General features: G+C 47.4%; 15 protein-coding genes and 4 pseudogenes. 8 read left to right on the top strand and 11 right to left on the bottom strand.

Annotated elements, in window-relative coordinates:
• Positions 1-2,861, top strand: a pseudogene (locus CS022_RS22875) (valine--tRNA ligase).
• Positions 2,862-2,932: 71 nt separating this feature from the next.
• Here the strand turns inward: CS022_RS22875 and CS022_RS22870 are convergent.
• Positions 2,933-3,934 (bottom strand): M48 family metallopeptidase, encoded by a 1,002-nt coding sequence (locus CS022_RS22870; protein WP_129124202.1) that lies wholly within the window; start codon positions 3,932-3,934, stop codon positions 2,933-2,935.
• Entirely contained in the window at positions 3,934-5,082 is a 1,149-nt protein-coding gene (locus CS022_RS22865; protein ID WP_129124201.1) for a YjgN family protein, read from the bottom strand. Before CS022_RS22865 ends, CS022_RS22870 begins: the two co-directional genes overlap by 1 nt.
• A gap of 186 nt (positions 5,083-5,268) precedes the next feature.
• Here CS022_RS22865 and CS022_RS22860 point away from each other — a divergent pair, with 186 nt between their 5' ends.
• Positions 5,269-6,168 carry a helix-turn-helix domain-containing GNAT family N-acetyltransferase gene (locus CS022_RS22860; RefSeq protein WP_129124200.1) on the top strand — a complete coding sequence of 300 codons (900 nt, stop codon included), beginning with the start codon at positions 5,269-5,271 and terminating at the stop codon, positions 6,166-6,168.
• Positions 6,169-6,240: 72 nt separating this feature from the next.
• Here the strand turns inward: CS022_RS22860 and rraB are convergent, their stop codons facing one another.
• Positions 6,241-6,639 carry a ribonuclease E inhibitor RraB gene (gene rraB, locus CS022_RS22855; RefSeq protein WP_129124199.1) on the bottom strand — a complete coding sequence of 133 codons (399 nt, stop codon included), beginning with the start codon at positions 6,637-6,639 and terminating at the stop codon, positions 6,241-6,243.
• A gap of 578 nt (positions 6,640-7,217) precedes the next feature.
• On the opposite strand from rraB, the gene arcA reads away from it, so the two are divergent.
• The 5 genes and pseudogenes from arcA to CS022_RS22830 all read left to right on the top strand — a co-directional run bounded on the left by arcA (position 7,218) and on the right by CS022_RS22830 (position 12,113).
• A complete protein-coding gene (arcA, locus tag CS022_RS22850) occupies positions 7,218-8,438 on the top strand; it encodes an arginine deiminase (protein ID WP_129124198.1) in 1,221 nt (406 codons plus the stop codon).
• A gap of 316 nt (positions 8,439-8,754) precedes the next feature.
• Positions 8,755-9,758, top strand: a pseudogene (argF, locus tag CS022_RS22845) (ornithine carbamoyltransferase).
• Between the two features lie 351 nt (positions 9,759-10,109).
• A pseudogene (gene pyrB / locus CS022_RS22840) lies at positions 10,110-11,038 on the top strand (aspartate carbamoyltransferase).
• Between the two features lie 14 nt (positions 11,039-11,052).
• On the top strand, positions 11,053-11,520 hold the full coding sequence (pyrI, locus tag CS022_RS22835) for an aspartate carbamoyltransferase regulatory subunit (RefSeq protein ID WP_129124197.1): 468 nt from the start codon (positions 11,053-11,055) through the stop codon (positions 11,518-11,520).
• A gap of 203 nt (positions 11,521-11,723) precedes the next feature.
• A complete protein-coding gene (locus tag CS022_RS22830; RefSeq protein ID WP_129124196.1) occupies positions 11,724-12,113 on the top strand; it encodes a RidA family protein in 390 nt (129 codons plus the stop codon).
• 129 nt (positions 12,114-12,242) lie between these two features.
• Here the strand turns inward: CS022_RS22830 and idi are convergent, their stop codons facing one another.
• The 8 genes and pseudogenes from idi to nudF form a co-directional block, all read right to left on the bottom strand.
• Positions 12,243-12,773: an isopentenyl-diphosphate Delta-isomerase gene (idi, locus tag CS022_RS22825; protein ID WP_129124195.1), complete on the bottom strand. Its 531-nt coding sequence runs from the start codon at positions 12,771-12,773 to the stop codon at positions 12,243-12,245.
• Between the two features lie 99 nt (positions 12,774-12,872).
• Positions 12,873-13,622, bottom strand: coding sequence for a 1-acylglycerol-3-phosphate O-acyltransferase (locus CS022_RS22820; RefSeq protein ID WP_129124194.1), 750 nt, complete (start codon positions 13,620-13,622; stop codon positions 12,873-12,875).
• A gap of 151 nt (positions 13,623-13,773) precedes the next feature.
• A pseudogene (gene parC / locus CS022_RS22815) lies at positions 13,774-16,035 on the bottom strand (DNA topoisomerase IV subunit A).
• A gap of 26 nt (positions 16,036-16,061) precedes the next feature.
• Positions 16,062-17,954: a DNA topoisomerase IV subunit B gene (gene parE, locus CS022_RS22810; RefSeq protein WP_129124193.1), complete on the bottom strand. Its 1,893-nt coding sequence runs from the start codon at positions 17,952-17,954 to the stop codon at positions 16,062-16,064.
• Positions 17,955-18,052: 98 nt separating this feature from the next.
• Entirely contained in the window at positions 18,053-18,631 is a 579-nt protein-coding gene (gene yqiA, locus CS022_RS22805) for an esterase YqiA (RefSeq protein WP_129124192.1), read from the bottom strand.
• Entirely contained in the window at positions 18,632-19,456 is an 825-nt protein-coding gene (cpdA, locus tag CS022_RS22800) for a 3',5'-cyclic-AMP phosphodiesterase (protein WP_235869866.1), read from the bottom strand.
• Between the two features lie 40 nt (positions 19,457-19,496).
• Positions 19,497-19,925, bottom strand: coding sequence for a DUF1249 family protein (locus tag CS022_RS22795; protein WP_129124190.1), 429 nt, complete (start codon positions 19,923-19,925; stop codon positions 19,497-19,499).
• A gap of 2 nt (positions 19,926-19,927) precedes the next feature.
• On the bottom strand, positions 19,928-20,572 hold the full coding sequence (gene nudF, locus CS022_RS22790; RefSeq protein ID WP_129124189.1) for an ADP-ribose diphosphatase: 645 nt from the start codon (positions 20,570-20,572) through the stop codon (positions 19,928-19,930).
• A gap of 241 nt (positions 20,573-20,813) precedes the next feature.
• Between nudF and tolC the strand changes: the two genes are divergently transcribed.
• On the top strand, positions 20,814-22,142 hold the full coding sequence (gene tolC, locus CS022_RS22785; RefSeq protein WP_129124188.1) for an outer membrane channel protein TolC: 1,329 nt from the start codon (positions 20,814-20,816) through the stop codon (positions 22,140-22,142).
• Positions 22,143-22,219: the final 77 nt, after the last annotated feature.

The raw sequence follows: 22,219 nt of genomic DNA, 5'->3' as shown, positions 1-22,219 counted from the left end.
ATGGAAACGACATACAATCCAACATCTATTGAAAAAGCGCTATACAAGCGCTGGGAAGAGGCCGGTTACTTCAAGCCTCATGGTGACACTTCAAAAGAAGCTTACAGCATCATGATCCCGCCTCCGAACGTCACGGGCAGCCTCCACATGGGTCACGCGTTTCAGGATACCATCATGGATACCCTGATCCGTTGTGAACGTATGAAAGGTAAAAATACGTTGTGGCAAGTCGGTACTGACCATGCTGGTATCGCGACACAAATGGTGGTTGAGCGTAAAATTGCGGCAGAAGAAGATAAAACAAAGCACGATTACGGCCGTGATGCGTTCATCGATAAGATTTGGGAATGGAAAGACGAATCGGGTGGCACAATCACCAAGCAGCTCCGTCGCCTTGGTGCATCTGTAGACTGGGATCGTGAGCGCTTTACGATGGATGATGGTCTGTCGAATGCCGTTCAGGAAGTGTTTGTTCGCCTGTTTGAAGAAGACCTGATTTATCGTGGTAAACGTCTGGTTAACTGGGATCCAAAACTGCAAACAGCCATTTCTGATGTCGAAGTTGAAAACCAAGACAAAAAAGGCCACATGTGCACTTCCGGTATCCGCTGGCAGATGGCGTAAAAACCGCTGAAGGGAAAGACTACATTGTCGTTGCAACGACACGCCCTGAAACCATGCTCGGTGATACAGGCGTTGCCGTTAACCCGGAAGACACGCGTTATAAAGCTCTGATTGGCAAGGAAATCATTCTGCCAATCGTTAACCGCCGCATTCCTATTGTTGGCGATGAGCACGCAGACATGGAAAAAGGCACTGGCTGTGTGAAAATCACGCCAGCACACGACTTCAACGACTACGAAGTCGGCAAGCGCCACAGCCTGCCAATGATCAATATCCTGACTTTTACTGCTGACATACGTCACAGCGCTGAGGTGTTCAACACGAACGGTGAAGCCAGCGATGCATACAGTGACGACCTGCCAGAGAAGTATCATGGCATGGAGCGCTTTGCGGCACGTAAAGCCATCGTTGCTGAATTTGATGAGCTTGGCCTGTTGGACGAAGTCAAAGATCACGACCTAAGCGTGCCAATTGGTGACCGTGGCGGCGTTGTCATCGAGCCTATGTTGACTGACCAATGGTACGTGCGCACCGCGCCTCTTGCACAGCCTGCAATTGAAGCCGTTGAAAATGGTGACATCAAGTTCGTACCAAAGCAGTACGAGAACATGTATTTCTCATGGATGCGCGATGTTCAGGACTGGTGTATCTCACGTCAGCTTTGGTGGGGTCACCGCATCCCAGCATGGTATGACAACGACGGCAGTGTCTATGTCGGCCGCACTGAAGAAGAAGTCCGTGAGCAAAACGGTCTGGCACCTGTTGTTGTGCTGCGCCAGGATGATGACGTGCTGGATACCTGGTTCTCTTCGGCACTCTGGACCTTTGGCACGCAAGGCTGGCCTGAGCAAACCGATGATCTCAAAGTCTTCCACCCATCAGACACTCTGGTTACTGGTTTTGACATCATCTTCTTCTGGGTCGCCAGAATGATCATGATGACCATGCACTTCATCAAAGATGATGACGGCAAACCACAGGTGCCATTCAAAACCGTTTATGTAACAGGTCTGATCCGTGATGAAAACGGCGACAAAATGTCGAAGTCGAAAGGGAACGTCCTCGACCCTATCGATATGATTGACGGCATCGATCTTGAGTCGCTGGTTAAAAAGCGTACGGGTAATATGATGCAGCCAAAACTGGCGGCGAAAATCGAGAAAAACACCCGTAAAACCTTTGAAAGCGGCATTGAACCTTATGGCACCGATGCGCTGCGCTTTACACTGGCAGCCATGGCTTCGACAGGCCGTGACATCAACTGGGATATGAAACGTCTTGAGGGTTACCGTAACTTCTGCAACAAGTTATGGAACGCCAGCCGCTATGTATTGATGAACACTGAAGACAAAGACTGCGGTTTTGCTGCAGACAGCGAGGTTGAATACTCACTGGCTGATAAGTGGATTGAATCTCAGTTCCAGCAGGCAGTGAAAGACTTCAACGGTCATATCGATAACTTCCGTCTGGATATGGCTGCCAATACTCTGTACGAATTCATCTGGAACCAATTCTGTGACTGGTATCTGGAGCTGACTAAGCCTGTTCTTTGGAAAGGCACTGAAGCACAGCAACGTGGTACCCGCCGTACCTTGATCACTGTGCTTGAGAGAACTCTTCGTCTTGCACATCCCGTGATCCCGTACATCACTGAATCTATCTGGCAAAGCGTTAAGCCGCTGGTAGACGGCGTTGAAGGTGACACCATTATGCTACAGGCATTGCCACAGTATGATGAGAGTCAATTTGATGCTGATGCATTAGCCGATATCGAATGGGTGAAAAGCTTTATCACCTCGATTCGTAACCTTCGTGCCGAGTATGACATCGCACCAAGCAAACCACTGGACGTGATGCTGAAAGCCGCTGATGAGAAAGATGCGGCGCGTCTTGCTGCTAATCAGCAGGTTCTCTTGTCTCTGGCAAAACTGGAGGGCATCAAAGTGCTTGCTGACGGTGAGGAAACACCTGCTTGTGCCACTGCACTGGTCGGTAAATCTGAGCTGATGATCCCGATGGCGGGTCTTATCGATAAAGATGCAGAGCTTGCCCGTCTGGACAAAGAAATTGCCAAGACAGAAGGTGAGATCAAGCGTATTGACGGCAAGCTGAACAATCAGGGATTCGTTGCTAAAGCGCCGGAAGCTGTTGTCGCTAAAGAGCGCGAAAAACTCGACGCCTACAAAGAGGCGTTGGTTAAGCTTGCTGAGCAAAAAGCGACTATCGCTGCTTTGTAAGTTGCACTGATATCAAGACGTGAAAAGGGCTACCCATCGTAGCCCTTTTTATTTTTAACGTTGCTAACCATTTACTGTTGATTAGCGTCTTCAGCGGCCTGAATTCTCTCATCAATATCAGGATGAGAACTCAGCCACTCTGGTAGCTCACCAGATTCCGACGAGCTAGCGAGAAGTCTAAACATCTCAGCCATCGGCGCCGTCGTGCCGTATATCTCGAGCATGTACTTTGCCGAAAATGCGTCGGCTTCGGTTTCCAGCTCTCTGGAGTAACCACTCACAGCAATGAGGGTACCCGCCCCTGCTAACATATCAATCGCACCTGAGCTTTCACCAGTGATCACAGCAACGGCCACCGACAGAAGACCTGCACGAACAACAGACTTCATCACATGCTCATGATAAACGTGCCCGAGCTCATGCAGTAATGCACTGTCGAGCTGCTCCGGCTGATCACTCAACGCCACCAACGAATCCAACACCACCACAGTACCATCGCTCAGTGCGAAGGCATTGGGGCCAAGCTCCCACGAACGGAAAGCCAGTTTCGGCTCAAAAGGCATCGGCGGAAGCTGACTGACGATGTCATTGAAACGCGCAGTGATTTCTTGTTGTTTATCCTCTGGCAACGCCGACGGTTCAAACGTGGTAGTGTCCAGTTCAGACATCACCTGTTCGGCTAACAACGTCGGGACTTCTTCCGGAAGCACAGACACAATCGTTCTACTCGCTGCCGGAAGGCCATAAAAGTACCCCAACCACAGAAACAACAAGCAAAACGCTGCACTGGTCACAATCAGTAACAGATTGCTCTCTGCGCGCTTGAGCCAGCTTCGCTTGGGCTTTAATGCTGGAGGTAATTCGGCAGGGTTATCGGGAACAAACAACTCACCACTGGGAAAGCGGATTTGTACCCTCAGACCACCCACATCAGAATTGAACTCAAGTTGGTCAATTGAAGATTCAACCCACTGATAATCAATCACTAACCTGACAGAACCATCATGGAGAACATCCAGCTCCGCTGGATGTTTCTCTGATTGCCCGGCTTTATAGGCGATGCCTTTAGCCATCAGTTGAGACCAATCTCAACACCAAAGGCTTGTGACACCTCGTCGCCAAGAGCGGAATCTGCGTTATCTGCAGTATCATGCACTCGTAACGCTTCCATATTACCCGTTACCGTTGTTACTGAAGCTAAGTAGCGGGTTGTCCTTACCAAGACCCAAGGACGCGCCAGACCCAAAGTAACTACCTGAGCAAAGAAGTTAGATACTGTTAGCCAAACATACTGGCCTGTCGTCATCTCGGAACCGAGCTGAAAACTCTCCTCGCCCTGTGTATGCATCTGGCCAAATACATAATTGCGGGTGCGAACAGCCACAAATGAAGCAACAATTAGCCCCCACAGGAAGAACAGACCATAAATGGCAAAGAAACCAACGACTGCCGCTGCATTTAAACCCTCAGCAGACGTGTCACCAGTTGCAAAAAGAGCAAATAGTGCCATCGCAGCACCTGAGAAAAGAAGGAAAACAGTCAGACCGACGACAAGAAGCAACCCTAAACTTAGCAGTGCAGCTAAAAGATACGTTTTGATAAAGAACCCTGTCGTAATATCGGCGTTAAACTTTTGCTCTCCGTACAGGTAACCATTAGCAAAATAGGATGTCGTACCCTGAGCAATCCAAGCATTTCCCACAACAAGAGCTACCAGCGCACATACTCCACCAAAAACAATGCCAATGTTCCCCATCAGCGAGGACAAGTAAAAAATGCCAGCAAGAAAAGCGGGTAACAGCAACGGTCTAAGTAATAAAGCGATGTAGGCGCCAACCAGGCTGCCAGTAAAATTAAACCTAACGTTGCGGTAACTGGTCATCCTCGCGTCAAAACGAGCATTATTTCTGGCTAAAAGTGGGAGTGCTAAGAGAAATGCGCCAAGACCGATCATAGTCCATGTGACAGACACGTTCTGAACAATAATCCATGTAACAAATAGGGCAAAAGCAATAACTCGACCAATCAGGATCTGAATAGGTGTCGCATGATAATCAAAACGATCACCTGCCAGCTCCGTATTGCCGTAAAAGTATTTTTTTGTTCTGACTTTCGCCCAGGCAGAGTAGATACCTAAGGTAATTACTGACAGCACAATATTGACTATCCAGATACCAAAGAACTCTCCGGCTCTTCCGTGAAATGCCAACCGATTTTGCATTGTATTGTTTCTCCGTATATTTATAGATAAAAATCGGCGCCATCTTGCCACTCACTGAATAATTCTAGAATCTGAGAATGGTGGTTTTGCGTCTTATTTCAGCTATCTAGAGGTGTTTGATTACAATTTCTGGCATCATGTCAAAATAATGCAGATCATGGTTTACAGTGGTACGAAGGAAAACATATGTCTTCAGCGGCATCAGAAATTCGCGGATTAGTTCGTCAGCTTTTACGTCACCGAGGGCTGCTGGATAATATCTATGGCAACGCGGGGCTCACAACCGTGCAATGTCACGCACTGATTGAACTGGAACAAACGCCACTCTCTGCTGAGACTTTAGCAGAGAAGCTCAATATTGATGTCGCGAATGCTTCTCGAACATTGGCTATTCTGCAAAATAATGAAAATGTCAGTTACCACGTTGAGTCAAAGAAAAACATTCCTTACTACCATCTGACAGCTAAAGGTAAAGAGCGCCTGCATGCACACCATATCCAGATCAATGAAGAGATTGATAGTTACCTCGAACAGCTTGATAGTGATGAGGTAGAACAACTATCTGTATCACTCTCCCGCTATAACCGGGCGATGGAGATGGCGGCCAAGCAGAAGGAATATTCTCTCAGGCAGCTGGAGCCAGCAGATAATGCAGCCATAGCAGCGGTTATCCGCCGCGCGCTGGGTGAAGCAGGTATCTCAGAAAGTGTGATTGGCCCGTTTGATACCTTAAGCACTAACTATTGTCAGAAAGGCAATGCATACTGGCTGATCACGAAACAAGGGAGCATCTTGGGTGGTGGTGGTGTCGCAATATCAAATCTTCAAAACACTAATCAATCCAACGTCACTGTATGTTCTATCGATCACCTTTACCTCAAGCCGCAATTAAGATCGATAGGTTTTGGCCGACTACTGGCAGTAAGAGCGTTAAAGCATGGCAGAGCGATGGGGTGTGATATCTGTGAGGTAAAACTACACAAGCACCAAACGGTGGCGCTGAGATTGTTTTTATCGTTAGGGTTCATGCCCGATATTGAAAACACAAGCTCATCAACTTTGAAGCTGTCAAAGAACCTCAAGTGAGTATTTGTGAGTACCAAATAAAAAGCCAGCGCTTGGACGCTGGCTTTTTAGCAATCAAATCAGGTTTAAACGTTACGCGTCTTCGTCGCTACTGTCGTCACCTTCTTCGCCGTCTTCATCAGACTCAAAGTAGGTACCCCAACCGTCGTATTCAATGCCATGTTTGTCGGCAAGAGCGACCAGCTGTTCTGCCTGAGCATCGATGCGGTCAGCATCTAGTGCACTCTCCATAACGGCGTCAAAACAAATGACTTTGCTTCCGTCATCCAGTTCGAGTTCTTCCGCTTCAGAAACGTCAAAGCCTAGCTTAAAGGCTTCCACCGCAGCGCCTTCAAGTTGGTCGAAACGATCCGCAGAAAGATGGTGTTCAATGGTATACAACGCATCAGGGTCGCTGCCATCAGCTAATAGCGCTTCGATGATTTCGCGGGTTTCAGCTTTCTGTTCTTCAATAATTTCAGCGGTCGTCATCGGGATACTCCGGCGTTAAAGTTCAATCCGGCGCAATATCGCATTTATTGCGCAATTTTGCTATGCCAAATTGTTTACTTCTTCGATTTTGGCATTCATTACCAACCTTGGTTGCCTTATTTACAGTTATTAGGACAGTCGAGATTTGATCTTAGCGGAGAACCTTGTCATTATCTCTCGGTGCAAAATAATCAGTTAAACCATTGATTTTGAATTAATTTTCATATTTTTAATATTTGAAAATATCAGCCAATGGAGATTTGTGCATATAGAGAGCATAGATAAGCACAAATATATGGATAGGCTGTTTTACTCTCTTAAATTTCCTGATGTTAGATAACACATAAGGTCATGGAGTGAATAGCAACAAAAAATCGTGATAAATGGATTTACGCATATTCAGGCACATTTTCGTAAAAGATACTCATCTGCCGAATTCCATTCACTTTGTCACGCCGAGTTTTCACGCCTAATGTTGTGATAGGTCGAAAAATTTTCTGCTCGCGTTTCTTATGCCAGAAATACTTCGTCCTCATCATCGCAGGCTGGAAAGAAAATAATCGCGAGAGAGAATTTTTATGAGTCGATTTTACGTGGGTTCAGAAGTGGGTCAGCTAAAGCGGGTAATGCTACACCGCCCGGAGCGCGCCCTGAATCATTTAACACCATCAAACTTTCAGGAACTGCTATTTGATGATGTCCTCGCTGTAGAGCGAGCAGGTAAAGAGCATGATGTATTTGCTCAGACTCTAAGAGAGCAAGGTGTTGACGTTCTCCTCCTTCATGATTTGCTGGTTGAGACCCTCGCCGTACCAGAAGCGAAAGCATGGTTATTGGATACTCAGGTTAGCCCTTATCGTCTTGGCCATCAGTTCGCTAATGATGTCCGCAATTACTTGAATGAACTGACCAATGACAGCTTGGCAGAGATCCTTCTTGGAGGACTGAGCTACATTGATTTTCACGTTACATCCCAGTCGATGATGCAGGCGGTTCATCAGAAAACAGACTTCATCATTGAGCCGCTCCCTAATCACCTGTTTACCCGTGATACCTCTTGCTGGATCTATGGCGGCGTATCGCTGAACCCAATGGCTAAACTGGCAAGACAACGAGAAACCAACCATTTGCGTGCAATCTACCGTTGGCACCCTGACTTCGCTTCTGGCGATTTCGTGACTTACCTTGGCGGTGAAGTCACAGACTATGATAATGCCATGGTGGAAGGAGGTGACGTACTGGTTATTGGCAACAAGACAGTACTTGTCGGTATGTCAGAGCGCACCACGCCGCAAGGTGTTGAAGCGCTGGCGCGGGGTTTATTCGAGCATGATCAGGCAAAAGAGGTGATTGCACTTAACCTGCCGAAAAACCGCTCCTACATGCACCTAGATACAGTCATGACCCATATGGATCATGATACGTTTTCGGTGTACCCAGAAGTCATTAATACATCAATGCAATGCTGGAGCCTGACCAATGAAGGCAATGGCGAAGTGAAGGTAAAAGAAAACAGCAATTACCTTAATGCGATTGAGAGAGCATTGGGGGTTCCGCAGCTTCAAATCATCACTACTGGTGGTGACAGCTTTGAGGCAGAGCGCGAGCAGTGGAATGATGCGAATAACGTATTGACCGTTCGCCCAGGTGTAGTCATTGGCTACGAAGGGAACCACTACACCAATGAGAAATATGACAAAGCAGGGATAACAGTTCTTCCTATCCCTGGCGATCAATTAGGCCGTGGTCGTGGCGGCGCTCGCTGTATGAGCTGCCCGTTGGAAAGAGACGACATCTAGTAACGTAATATTCATTGATACAGTGACAGGCCTTTTCGTGATATGCCGAAAAGGCCTGTATTTTTACAGAGTCATTTCTTAATAATTATTCTTTTACATCTCCTCTTCGCGAAAATCCCAATTCGACCATAAAGACTGAATAAACTGCTCTTTTGAGTTTAGAAACCAAACCTTCCGCTACTTGCAAGTCTGCCCATATGAGAATACTATCTCATTATTAATATATATTTATTCAAATAAAAACTGATAAGCTGACACTTGCAGGGAATGGGCGTCGATATTGACTACGCCCAAGGACGTTTTAAAGGATAGCGTTATGGCATTTAATCTTCGCAACCGTAATTTTCTAAAGTTACTGGATTTCACTCCCCGTGAAATACAGCACCTTCTGTCACTCTCGGCAGAGTTAAAAAAAGCAAAATATAACGGTTACGAGCAGCGACGCCTTACTGGAAAAAATATCGCCCTCATCTTTGAAAAAGCCTCAACCCGCACACGATGTGCTTTCGAAGTTGCCGCTTTTGATCAAGGCGCTCAAGTGTCTTATCTAGCCCGTCAGGCTCGCAAATCGGTAATAAAGAGTCGATGAAAGATACAGCACGTGTACTGGGCCGAATGTACGACGGCATTCAATACCGTGGTTTTGGTCAGGAAATCGTTGAAGAACTGGGTGCGCACGCTGGCGTGCCCGTATGGAACGGTTTGACCGATGAGTTCCACCCCACGCAGATCCTGGCTGATTTCCTGACCATGTTAGAACATGGACGGGGAAAACAACTTCACGAGATAGCGTTCGCTTATGTCGGTGATGCACGCAATAACATGGGTAACTCATTGATGGTGGGCGCTGCAAAAATGGGGATGAATCTCCGTCTGGTCGCCCCAAAGCAATGCTGGCCTGAAGCAAATCTGATTGAAGAGTGTCAGGCAATCGCCGATAGTACTGGCGCAAAAATCACCCTGACAGAAAACATCAATGAAGGCGTTAAGGGCTGTGATTTCATCTACACCGATGTTTGGGTATCAATGGGCGAGTCAAAAGAAACATGGGATGAGCGCGTTGCACTTCTCAAACCGTATCAGGTCAATGCTGAAATGATGCAGGCAACCGGCAATCCTCATGTAAAATTCATGCACTGTCTGCCCGCTTTCCACAATGACCAAACCACGATTGGAGCCGAAATTGCGGAAAAGTACGACATGCAAGGTTTGGAGGTAACGGAAGATGTGTTTGAGTCTGACTACTCTATCGTATTTGACGAAGCAGAAAACCGCATGCATACGATCAAGGCTGTATTAGTTGCAACTCTGGGTGACTAAACTCAACACTAAAAGCAGAGGGGAGAGTGGTTTTTCCCCTTGTTTTTACTTTTCATCAAACAGCCTTAAAATCTGTGTTACATCAAAGTATTGCTCAAACTGAAAAATTAAATCACCTGGTTTCAGTCACTTACACAGGGGCTTGCATAGTACATTGATCGGCGTATAATCCTCCGAAATCTGTAACAAAAGCGATTCAAAATGCCAAAATTCGCATTACACTCCAATGTTGAGACTTGCCGACATCCGGCAAAGGCGATCGTTTTTGTTTTTATCGAATTTTCAAAAAAAGCCTCCTGATCAGGGGGCTTTTTTTTGCCTGTTAAACTGCAATAAGAGGGAAATGGCACCATGGCGAACTCGCTGCACAACAAACACATAATCTCCATTCCGGAGTTGTCACGCGAAGAGCTTGAATTAATCGTCAGTACAGCGGGAAACCTGAAGGCTGAGCCAAACCCAACCCTGCTGAAAAACAAGGTTGTCGCCAGTTGTTTCTTTGAGGCATCGACGCGCACAAGGTTGTCATTTGAGACTGCTGTTCAGCGCCTTGGTGGCACCGTAATTGGCTTCCCGGATGCAGGAAACACGTCTTCAGGTAAGAAAGGCGAAACCCTGTCAGACTCGGTGCAAGTTATTTCCTCTTATGTTGATGCGTTTGTTATGCGTCACCCGAAAGAAGGCGCAGCAAGACTGGCGTCTGAATTTTCGAAAGGTGTACCTGTTATCAATGGTGGCGACGGCGCAAACCAACACCCAACTCAGACCTTGCTTGATTTATTTAGTATCTACGAAACACAAGGCCGACTCGGTAACCTGAATATTGCGATGGTCGGTGACCTGAAATATGGCCGCACTGTACACTCATTGACGCAAGCACTCTCAAAGTTTAACAACAACCGCTTTTACTTCATCTCTCCCGATGCGCTTGCAATGCCTGACTACCTGCTTGAAGAACTTGAAGACGCTGACATCCCCTTTAGCCTTCATACCAGCATTGATGAAGTGGTGCCTGAGCTTGATATTCTTTACATGACCCGCGTACAGAAAGAGCGCTTTGACGAGTCTGAATACGCGCACATTAAAGCGGCCTTTATTCTTGATACTCCAACCTCAAAGGCGCTAGAGAAAACCTGAAAGTGCTGCACCCATTGCCGCGTGTTGATGAGATCACGGTAGCGGTAGATAAAACACCTTACGCCTATTATTTCCAGCAAGCAGAGAATGGCGTGTATGCCCGTCAGGCTTTGCTGGCACTGGTGATTAACGAACAACTGTAATGCGGGAAAATACGATGTCAAAAGAATACAAACTGCAGGTAGAAGCAATTAAAAACGGCACTGTGATTGACCACATTCCTTCTCATATTGGCTTCAAAGTACTTAGCCTGTTCAAGATGGCGGAGTCTAATCAGCGCGTTACTATCGGCCTTAATCTGCCTTCATCTGCATTGGGTTGTAAGGATCTCATCAAAATCGAAAACGTCTTTATCACTGAAGAACAGGCCAGCCAACTCGCCTTGTTTGCACCACAAGCCACGGTGAATAAGATTGAAGAATACGAGGTCGTCGCCAAGCTGCCACTGGTGTTACCAGAAACGATAATTGGCGCCTTCCACTGCCCGAACACCAACTGCATTACTCATGAAGAAAAAGCTGTAGAAAGCAGCTTCATGGTAATGACCAAAAAAGACGACGTTCAGCTGAAATGTAAGTATTGTGAGAAGGTGTTCTCACGCGAAATCATGACAGACAGTCACTGATTATGCTTCACCACAAAGCCCTGACGATTCGGGGCTTTGCTTAATTCCCCCCCTTTTTATTGTTCACTTTTCAGACGATCTCAGGTAAAGACGCAAATTGACGTGTCAAATACCGTGAAACCCTTTACCTGCTGGGCATGACGTAGCAGACTACGCTTTGTTCGCTAACAAGCCCTTATTCTCTTTTTCAGAAGGAATTTTCGATGACTAAAGTTCTGCATACTGACAATGCCCCAGCAGCAATTGGCCCATATATTCAAGGTGTTGATTTGGGTAACATGGTGCTGACATCAGGCCAAATCCCGGTTGATCCGGCGACAGGTGAGGTATCTGATGATATCGCTGTTCAGGCTCGCCAATCTCTCGACAATGTAAAAGCTGTCGTCGAAGCGTCAGGTTTGTCAGTGTCTGATATCGTTAAAATGACAGTTTTCGTGAAAGACCTGAATGACTTCGGGACAGTGAATGAAGTCTACGGTAAGTTCTTCGATGAGCACGAGGTTGCCCACTACCCTGCGCGTTCATGTGTTGAAGTTGCGCGTCTGCCAAAAGATGTTGGCATCGAAATCGAAGCGATTGCTGTTCGTAAATAAAGGCTCTCAGACTCCCCTTTGCTCGCGCTAACCACTCTAAACGTTAGCCGAGAGCCTAAGATGCAAAAAGCGGCATGTTAGCCGCTTTTTTGTTTGCAAAGAGTGGGCGTCGAATTTTCGAAGTCACCTTCACGAAAGCTGGGCTTTCACCCTCGAATAGACGTCTGTGAACCACGCAGTGAAGACGTCTGGCGAATCGGCGATCGCAGCATCGATATCCTGCTCCGTCCACCAGCGGTGATCCATGATTTCATCGTCAACAGGCACAATATTCACCTGATCCGCTTCACTGATCAGGATCTGATCCAGCTCATACTCAATCAAGTCATTATCGAGTTCAGCACGGTAGCAAAAGCGATCACCAAGTTGATAATCGAGTGGTTGCGTGACCCCTAGCTCTTCTTCCATCCTGCGCTTTGCAGCGACATCAAACGGCTCGCCAGACATCGGGTGAGAACAGCAAGTATTTGTCCAAAGGCCACCGCTATGGTACTTGCTCAGAGCCCGTCGTTGAAGAAGGTACTCACGGCCTGACGAGCGCTCCCTATACACCATGATTGAAAACGCCAGATGGAGCCAGCCCTGCTTATGCGCTTCCATCTTGTCAGCAAGTCCAGTAGCTTCACCGGATTTATCTACAAGTACGACCTGACTCTTCATCTTTGATAACTTCCAGCCCAATAACGGGCATTTCATGGTGATTAGAAAGCAAAAAAGGATGCAGGGTTTGCATCCTTTATAACCAATACGGCGCGATGCTTATTGTTTATTCAGAACCGCTTGGCCTTGATTAAGTGCCGCTACCTCAGCATCAAGCTCAGCCAGTTTATCTTTCATCAGTTTATGACAAATATCTGAAAGATCACCCACGTTGCCTTTGTCATAACCCTCTGTTGATATGGGGTCCAATAGCTCAACGATCACATGACCATTGTTTCCGCGGTGAACACTGAGCTTGTCCGTTGAACTACAAACAATAGGGACAATAGGCACACCCGCCGCAACAGCAGCATGGAATGCGCCCTTTTTGAAAGGCAGCAGACCGCGTCCCCGGGAACGGGTTCCCTCTGGAAACAACCACACCGAGAGGCTTTTCTCAGTGATCTTATCAACAACCTGACCAATGGTACCAACAGCTTTGGTGCGGTTTTTTCTGTCGATAAGTATGTTACCCGTCAGCCAATATAATGGTCCAAAGAAAGGGACATAGATGAGGCTTTTCTTACCCACTGTCACAGCACCACGTTGCAACGCATTTGATGTCGTCACCAAATCCCAGTTGTTTTGATGGTTTGCGATGTACACACAGGGGCCAAGATTGCTATTAACCTTTGCAGATTTTCTCACCTGCAGCTTGATACCGAAAATACGGTAAAGAGCACCGAATTTATGGCCGATAACATAAAGGTTTTTTGGATTACGAGGACTGATCAAGCAGTAACCACAACCGAACACAAATATGACCAGAATAAAGACTATGATGGCCAACAGTCGTAGTATAAAAAACATTCATCTCTCCTTTTAAGCGAACACCTGTGCGCTAAAATTAAGCAGAAGAATAATATACATAATCGCGTTCAAAATACATGGTTTCTTGCAAGATAGTCGATAAATACAAAATACCCTCCATAAAGGAGGGTATTTTGATTATGAAAGTGGTTTAATTCTCTGACTCCTGTTCAGGAGACTGGACTTCAACACTCGTCACACGCTGAAGACCTCTCGGCAGCATGCTACCGCGGCGTCCGCGCTCCCCCCTGAAGTTATCAAGGTCAGCAGGTTTCAGTGACAGTTTTCGCTTACCGGCAAACAGAGTCACTGTTGCCCCTTTCGGAATGACGCAAAGCTGGGAAAGCAGCTCTTCACGGGCTTTTGCTCTCGCAGCAGGGATATTAATGATCTTATTCCCCTTACCTTTCGCAAGCTGCGGCAACTCCTTCAACGGGAAAACCAACATTCGGCCTTCGTTAGTGATCGCATGATATCGTCAGACTCAATATCTGTTACCTTGGTCGGCGGCATCACTTCTGCTTGCTGAGGCAGACTTAGCATTGCCTTGCCGCTGCGGTCTTCGACAGAAGGTCTTCGCGCTTACACACAAAACCGTATCCTGCATCCGACCCCATTAACATCAGCTCAGAATTCTCACCCATTAGGACATAACGAACCGTGGTACCCGCAGAAATGTTAAGGCGACCTGTAATAGGCTCTCCCTGACTTCGGGCAGAAGGCAAAGAGTGAGACTCAAGCGCGTAACTCCGTCCGTCGGTACCAATGAATACCGCAGGCTGGTTACTCTTACCTCGGGCATAGGCCAAGTAACTGTCGCCGGATTTATAATTCAGGCCCGCCGCATCGACGTCATGACCTTTGGCATGGCGGATCCAGCCTTTGTCTGATAGGACAACGGTAATCGGTTCGCTTGGTACCAAATCGCGTTCAGTCAGTGCCTTAGCCTCTGCACGCTCTACCAATGGCGAACGTCTGTCATCACCGTATTTCTCAGCATCAGCCAAGATTTCCTTCTTGAGTAGGGTACTCATACGACGCTCTGAGCCCAGCAGTTTTTCAAGCTTCTCGCGCTCTTTATTGAGTTCTTCTTGCTCGCCACGGATCTTGATTTCTTCCAGCTTCGCTAATTGGCGAAGCTTGATTTCAAGGATCGCATCAGCCTGCTTCTCGCTCAGTTCAAAGCGACGCATCAACTCCGCTTTTGGCTCATCCTCAGTACGGATGATCTCAATCACTTCGTCGATATTGAGGTAAGCGACCAACAGGCCCTCAAGAATATGCAGGCGAGCTAATACTTTATCGAGTCTATGCTGCAAGCGACGGCGAACTGTCTCACGACGGAAGGTCAACCATTCACTGAGTATTGTCGCCAAGCCTTTAACCTGAGGACGCCCATCGAGGCCAATCATGTTCAGGTTCACGCGATAGCTTCTTTCAAGATCCGTCGATGCGAACAAGTGATTCATGAGCTGGTCAGTATCAACGCGGTTTGATCGAGGGACAATCACGATACGGGTTGGGTTTTCGTGATCGGATTCGTCACGAAGATCATCAACCATCGGCAGTTTTTTCGCACGCATCTGATTGGCAATCTGCTCAAGCAGCTTAGCACCTGATACCTGATGCGGCAGCGCGGTGATCACGATATCGCCATTGTCTTTGTGCCAAACGGCACGCATCTTCACCGACCCCCTACCACTGCGATAGAGCTTCTTCAAATCGACAGTCGGCGTGATGATTTCAGCTTCAGTCGGATAATCGGGGCCTTTGACAAATTCCATCAGCTCATCGAGCTCCATGGAAGGCTTATCAATCATCGCAATGGCTGCATTAGCCACTTCACGGGCATTGTGCGGCGGAATATCTGTTGCCATACCCACGGCGATACCTGTGACGCCATTGAGCAGGATATGCGGCAGGCGAGCAGGCAGTGTTTTTGGCTCTTTCAGCGTGCCGTCAAAGTTTGGTGACCACTCTACCGTTCCCTGCCCCAATTCACTGAGCAATACTTCAGAGAAACGCGACAACCGTGATTCGGTATAACGCATTGCGGCGAACGATTTCGGGTCATCCGGCGCACCCCAGTTTCCTTGGCCATCAACCAGTGGATAACGGTAAGAAAATGGCTGCGCCATTAATACCATGCTTCATAGCAGGCTGTATCACCATGAGGGTGATACTTACCCAGCACATCACCCACAGTACGAGCAGATTTTTTATATTTCGCCGTCGCGGACAGGCCAAGCTCAGACATCGCATAAATGATGCGGCGCTGAACAGGTTTCAGACCATCGCCAATAAAGGGTAAGGCGCGGTCCATAATGACGTACATTGAATAATTGAGGTAAGCATCCTCAGTAAATCTGCTCATTGGCAGTTGTTCAACGCCGTCATAAGTTACATCAGTCATTGATAACGTCCGTCAGTCAAAATCAGTTAAATCTCGGTCAGGTCGGCCATATCGCCTTTATCCTGCAACCAGCCACGGCGATCTTCAGCACGTTTCTTGCCGAGCAGCATATCCATCATACGATCGGTTTCTTCCGGATCATCAATGGTCAGCTGAACCAAACGACGGGTATTCGGATCCATGGTGGTTTCACGAAGTTGCAGCGGGTTCATCTCACCCAGACCTTTAAAGCGCTGTACATCAATTTTGGCGCGTTTCTTACTCAGGCGCTCAAGCACGCCCTCTTTTTCTGCATCATCTAGCGCGTAATACACTTCTTTGCCGCAATCGATGCGGTAGAGCGGTGGCATTGCCACATACACATGGCCAGCTTTGACCAAGGTAGGAAAATGTTTGACGAATAAAGCGCATAAAAGGGTTGCTATATGGAGGCCGTCTGAGTCAGCATCGGCGAGAATACAGATTTTCCCGTAGCGAAGACCAGACAGATCGCTGCTATCAGGGTCAATCCCGAGGGCAACCGAAATATCGTGCACTTCCTGAGAAGCCAACACCTGATCGGCAGACACTTCCCACGTATTCAGAATTTTACCGCGCAGTGGCATAATGGCCTGAAACTCACGGTCGCGCGCTTGTTTCGCTGAGCCTCCTGCCGAGTCACCCTCAACAAGAAACAGTTCTGTACGCGCCAAGTCTTGCATCGAGCAATCCGTCAACTTACCTGGCAGTGCTGGGCCTGATGCGATTTTCTTACGCACCACTTTTTTAGCTGCCCGCATACGACGGTGTGCATTAGCAATACAGACTTCAGCCAGTTGCTCTGCCACCTGCGGTCTTTCATTGAGCCAAAGGCTAAAGGCATCTTTCACGACGCCAGAGACAAATGCAGCACATTGACGCGATGACAAACGCTCTTTTGTCTGGCCCGCGAACTGTGGGTCCTGCATTTTAACGGACAACACGTAGGCACAACGTTCCCAGATGTCATCTGCAGTCAGTTTTACGCCACGAGGCAGCAGGTTACGGAACTCACAGAATTCACGCATCGCATCCAGCAGGCCCTGACGAAGCCCGTTAACATGGGTTCCGCCCTGAGGCGTTGGAATAAGGTTGACGTAACTTTCAGCAATCAGTTCACCGCCTTCAGGTAGCCAGATAACTGCCCAGTCAGCGGCTTCATGTGGCGCGGTGAATTCACCGATAAACGGCTCTTCTGGCAACACCTCATAGCCTTTAACGCCTTCGACAAGGTAGTCTTTTAGGCCGTCCTCATAACACCAACTCAAGGTCTCATTGGTGTTTTTGTCTGTAAAGTTAATTTCCAAGCCTGGGCACAAAACGGCTTTGGCTTTGAGATTACTTTTCAGGCGAGAAACAGAGAATTTAGGGGTATCAAAATAGCTGCTATCTGGCCAGAAGTGGACGCGAGTGCCCTTGGCGCGCTTACCGCAGGTCCCTGTTACCGCCAGCTCTTGTACTTTGTCACCGTGCTCAAAGGCAATCTCAAATACCTGGCCATCACGTTTCACAGAGACTTCGACGCGCTTCGATAAGGCGTTTACAACTGAAATTCCCACACCGTGCAAACCACCACTGAACTGATAGTTTTTGTTGGAGAATTTACCGCCGGCGTGCAGTTTACTGAGAATAAGCTCGACCCCGGACACTCCCTCTTCTGGGTGAATATCAACGGGCATCCCCCGGCCATCATCAATCACTTCCAGTGACTGATCAGCGTGGAGAATCACATCGATTTTTCGTGCATGTCCTGCCAGTGCCTCATCGACACTGTTATCGATAACCTCTTGTCCAAGGTGATTGGGACGAGTGGTATCGGTGTACATACCGGGGCGTCGTCTTACAGGCTCAAGGCCATTAAGTACCTCAATGGCACCTGCGTTATAAACTTGCTCTGTCATAGATGATTGACTTACTAAAATGTGTCACGTGATGTTTTGGTCTTCCCTGCCATTAATATGTTATGACACAGTTGACCATTACTTTCTGTGAGTGAGGTTTACAGTCCCAAGAATTGGACGATGTTCGCACAATATCGCTCAAAACCTACAAAACTATGATCACCGTCCGGCTCAACCGTCTGTCGGCAATCTTTATATTTTGCGACCGCTTCCCGGAAGTCGAGCACCTCATCACCTTCCTGTTGCAGTAACCAAATTGAAGACGGATCCTTGATTGTCACCGAGTCCAATGCCCTGAGTTGAACCATATGCTGCGGCTCCAACACATACTCTTCACCAGAATAGGGATTTTTCTGAGGTCCAAGGAAGTCAGTCAGCAAATCATAAGGTTTAGCAGCAGGATTTACCACTACTGCCGGGCAGCCAAATCGATTGTGCAGCCAAGTGGCGAGATATCCACCAAGTGAGCTACCTACAAGGCCTATGTGGTGCGTATCTTGATAGGTTTCGATTAATGTCAGCAGCTGTTTCGCCGCAGGCTCTGGGTAGGAGGCAAGCTTTGGAACCACAACCTGAATGTCTGGCCTTTCCTGCTGACACCATGCGAGTGTTTGCTGCGCCTTGTGAGATTTGGGAGAACTGTTGAAGCCGTGAATGTATACGAGCAGTGATTTCATCTAATAACCTGACGACAACATATCAGGTTTGAACTGACAACCATTGAGACGCTCAACATCAGAGACAAGTTCACCATCAGCATGCAGTTCTAACCAACGCCATCCCGGGTTTGAGTTGTCGAGAGCGAAATCATCAGAATTCGCTTTAAACTGAACGCAGGTAGAGGGAGACGCCATAACCCTCACTCCCTGATGTACATTATCCAGTGCCTGATGAATATGACCGCCGACAACCGCTTTGACATTCGGGTAGTTCGCAACACGCTGCCAAAAAATGTCAGCATTCTTTAGGCGGTGTTGATCCAGCCATGCACTGCCCGCAAGCACCGAGTGGTGATGCATCAAAATTAAGGTGTAACGCTCGGGATAGGCGTCAAGCGCAGTGCAAAGATTATCTAGCTCTTGCTCAGACAATTCACCATAGGGAACGCCCGGTACCTGGCTGTCCAGCAACACCATCTGCCAGTGCTCGCCCAGCAAAACAGTACTGGCTTTCACCATGGGTTTCACTGCCAGTATTTGTTGCATTTCGGGCTGATTGTCATGATTGCCCGGCAACCAATAGCACGGCTTATCGATCAACGAAATGCCATCTACAAAACGTCGGTATGATTCGGTAGTATGGTCCTGAGACAAGTCGCCCGTAGCAATGACCGCGTCAAAGCTTTGCGTTTCTTGTCTAACCACATCCACGACGGCTCGGAAACTGTCTAAGGTGTTAACACCAAGTAGACTACCCTGCTCATCGGAAAACAAATGGGTATCTGTAATTTGAAGCAGACGAATAAAATCTCGATTGCCTTCTAGTCTTTCGTGGGTCCGCAACGTCTTGAAAATCCCGATAATGATGGAACAATTTGTCCCATTAAAAAATAATATCTTGCTTTGTGATACCGCTACGCAGACAGTGTGCCAACCAATCTGACAAAAAAGCATTTACCTGATGCTTCTCGTCTTTTTGATGCATCCGCGGGTTAGGGTAATCATAGCGCGGCTGGATGCGAGAAATCTGCTGACTGGTACACACTTCCGCAACACGTGCATCGTGATACAGTCGCACGGTCAAACGCGGACGTAAATAAGCTGGCGTATCACCCTGTTGCCAAATATCAACTAAGGTGGTGTATCGCGTTGATTCAAGCACATCAATTTGGAAATGATTGCCTCGAATTTCATAGGTACAGGAATCGCCCACACTGTCGGAGTGAGGAATGAGGCGAACCAGTTTGGCATAGTTTGTCTCGTACATTCTCATCAATGCACTCAGATCAACACGGTAGCCCTGTCCTATCATAATTATTCCTGTGTCACTGTGGTTATCTGTTGCTTGAAAATACCAAGATTCAGTTGCAACCACTGCAATGCAATAATAGTGGCAGCATTTTCAATTTTCCCCTCAGCTATCCACTCGTAAGCCTGCTGACGGGGCACGACATGCACAAGGATGTCTTCATTTTCATCTGGCACACCATGAATGCCCTCAGCCTTCGATGCATCCACGATACCGTAGAATACTTCTATATTCTCAGAGCAACCGCCAGGGCTGGGTAAGAAGCGCGTTATTGAGCCTATCTGTTCAATTGTTAGCCCTGCTTCTTCTTCGGCCTCACGAATGGCGACTTGTTGAGGAGATTCCCCCTCTTTATCTATCACACCAGCCACAATCTCTAGCTGCCACGGCGATTTGTCCGCCGCTATTGCACCAATACGGATCTGTTCAATCAGAACGACCTGATCGGTATGGGGGTCATAAGGCAGAATTGCAACTGCATGCCCTCGCTCGAAAAGTTCACGAACGACATCACCACTCCAACCGCCCGCAAAAAGACGATGTCGGAATGAATATTTTATCATTTTAAAATAGCCGTCATACACCTTTTCTGTGCTATCAATCGTGACATCTTGCTGACTAAACTGCCCAGGTACCTGCTTCTTTGCCACCAAATCCTCCTAGAATCTGAAAAAAGCCAAGAATGTTAACGAAGCGATTAGACACACTGCAACGCAAATTCATTCAATTTTTTTAAATTGTCCGAGAATTTACGGTATTTCAGGTTTGATTTTTGTATGTTTTCTCAACAATCTCGGAGGCATCTCATAAAATTGTGATTTCCTTCGCCTAAAGCATGGCGTTAGACTAGAGCTGGCATAAGACAATATTCATACAGTGACGGATCCCACGATGAAAAAACTGCTCCCACTCGTAATTGCATCTATTTTCGGTTCAGCTAGTTTTAGTATATACGCCGCTGACTTAACCGAAGTATTCGAAAAAGCGAAAGAAAACGATCCACAGCTCCTCAAGACCTTTGCGGAGCGCGACGCTGCGATGGCACAGATTGATCAGGCAAGAGCCGCATTTCTGCCACAAATTAACTTTGCTGCATCGCACAGACGTTCAGGGCATGAAAAAATACTCAGAGAGGGGTACACCACAGGTGCACAAATATCCCTCCAGCAAAGCATTTATGACAGAAAAAACTGGATTGGTTTAGATAAAGCAGAGCTGAGTGCCCAATACCGCAATGTTCTGGTCGCGGCGGAGCAACAAAACACTATGCTTCGTACCGCACAAGCCTACTTTGACGCACTGAAAGCCAGTGATGTGCTTGAGTTCTCCAGACTAGAAAAAGTGGCGGTTGGCCGCCAGTTGGAACAAGTAAAACAGCGCTTTGATGTGGGTTTATCTGCAATCACTGATGTGAATGATGCCAAAGCACAATATGACAGCGTATTGGCAAAGGAGATTCAGGCTGAAAACGATGTGATCAACAAGCTTGAAGTGCTCCATGAAATCACAGGTATTCAGTATAAAGACCTCAATAAGCTTGATACTGCGCGCTTCAGCGCAAGTAAACCAAATATGAGCCTACCTGAGTTGGTAAAACGTGCGACTGAGAAAAATGTCAGTATTCTCGCTGCAAGAATCGGAAAAGATTTAGCCAAATTAGATATTGAGAATGCAACCAGTGGTCACCTTCCAACACTCCAGCTGACCAGTGACTACTCTCAAACGCGCGGCAAGCAGAGTCAATCGTTTTTAGGGATTGAGCTTGGCTCAACCAAGAGCACACGAAAAGAGCTGAATGCAACACTTCAATTTGTTGTGCCTGTTTACTCTGGTGGAGCAATAACGGCAGGTGTGGAAGTGCAAAAAGCCAACCACATTGCTGCTAGTCAAGATTTAGAAAAGGCGTATCGACAAACCATCAAAAATGTTCGTGCCAGTTATAACAACATTAACTCAAGCATTGGTGTTATTCGTGCGTTTGATCAAAGCGTAGTCTCAGCAAACTCCTCACTGGAAGCAACAGAAGCAGGTTTTGAGGTCGGCACACGTACGGTTGTTGATGTACTTAACGCGACACAGCGTCTCTATGATGCCAACCGCCAACTGTCAGAAGCGCGTTACAATTACATTCTTAGCCAATTGCAATTAAAGCAAACGATTGGTGAGTTGAATGAAGATGACCTAAAAGACATCAGCGCTGGCCTGATTGCCGTAAACTGATTGCGATATAAAACCATCTATGAGTAAAAAACCACCTGCAGAGCAGGTGGCTTTGAAACGGCCCCCTAAAAGGGGGC

It is taken from the genome of Veronia nyctiphanis (assembly GCF_004116385.1).
Lineage (GTDB): Bacteria > Pseudomonadota > Gammaproteobacteria > Enterobacterales > Vibrionaceae > Veronia > Veronia nyctiphanis.
Note: the sequence above shows the minus strand (reverse complement) of the source record. Positions and strands in the feature narration are given on the sequence as shown.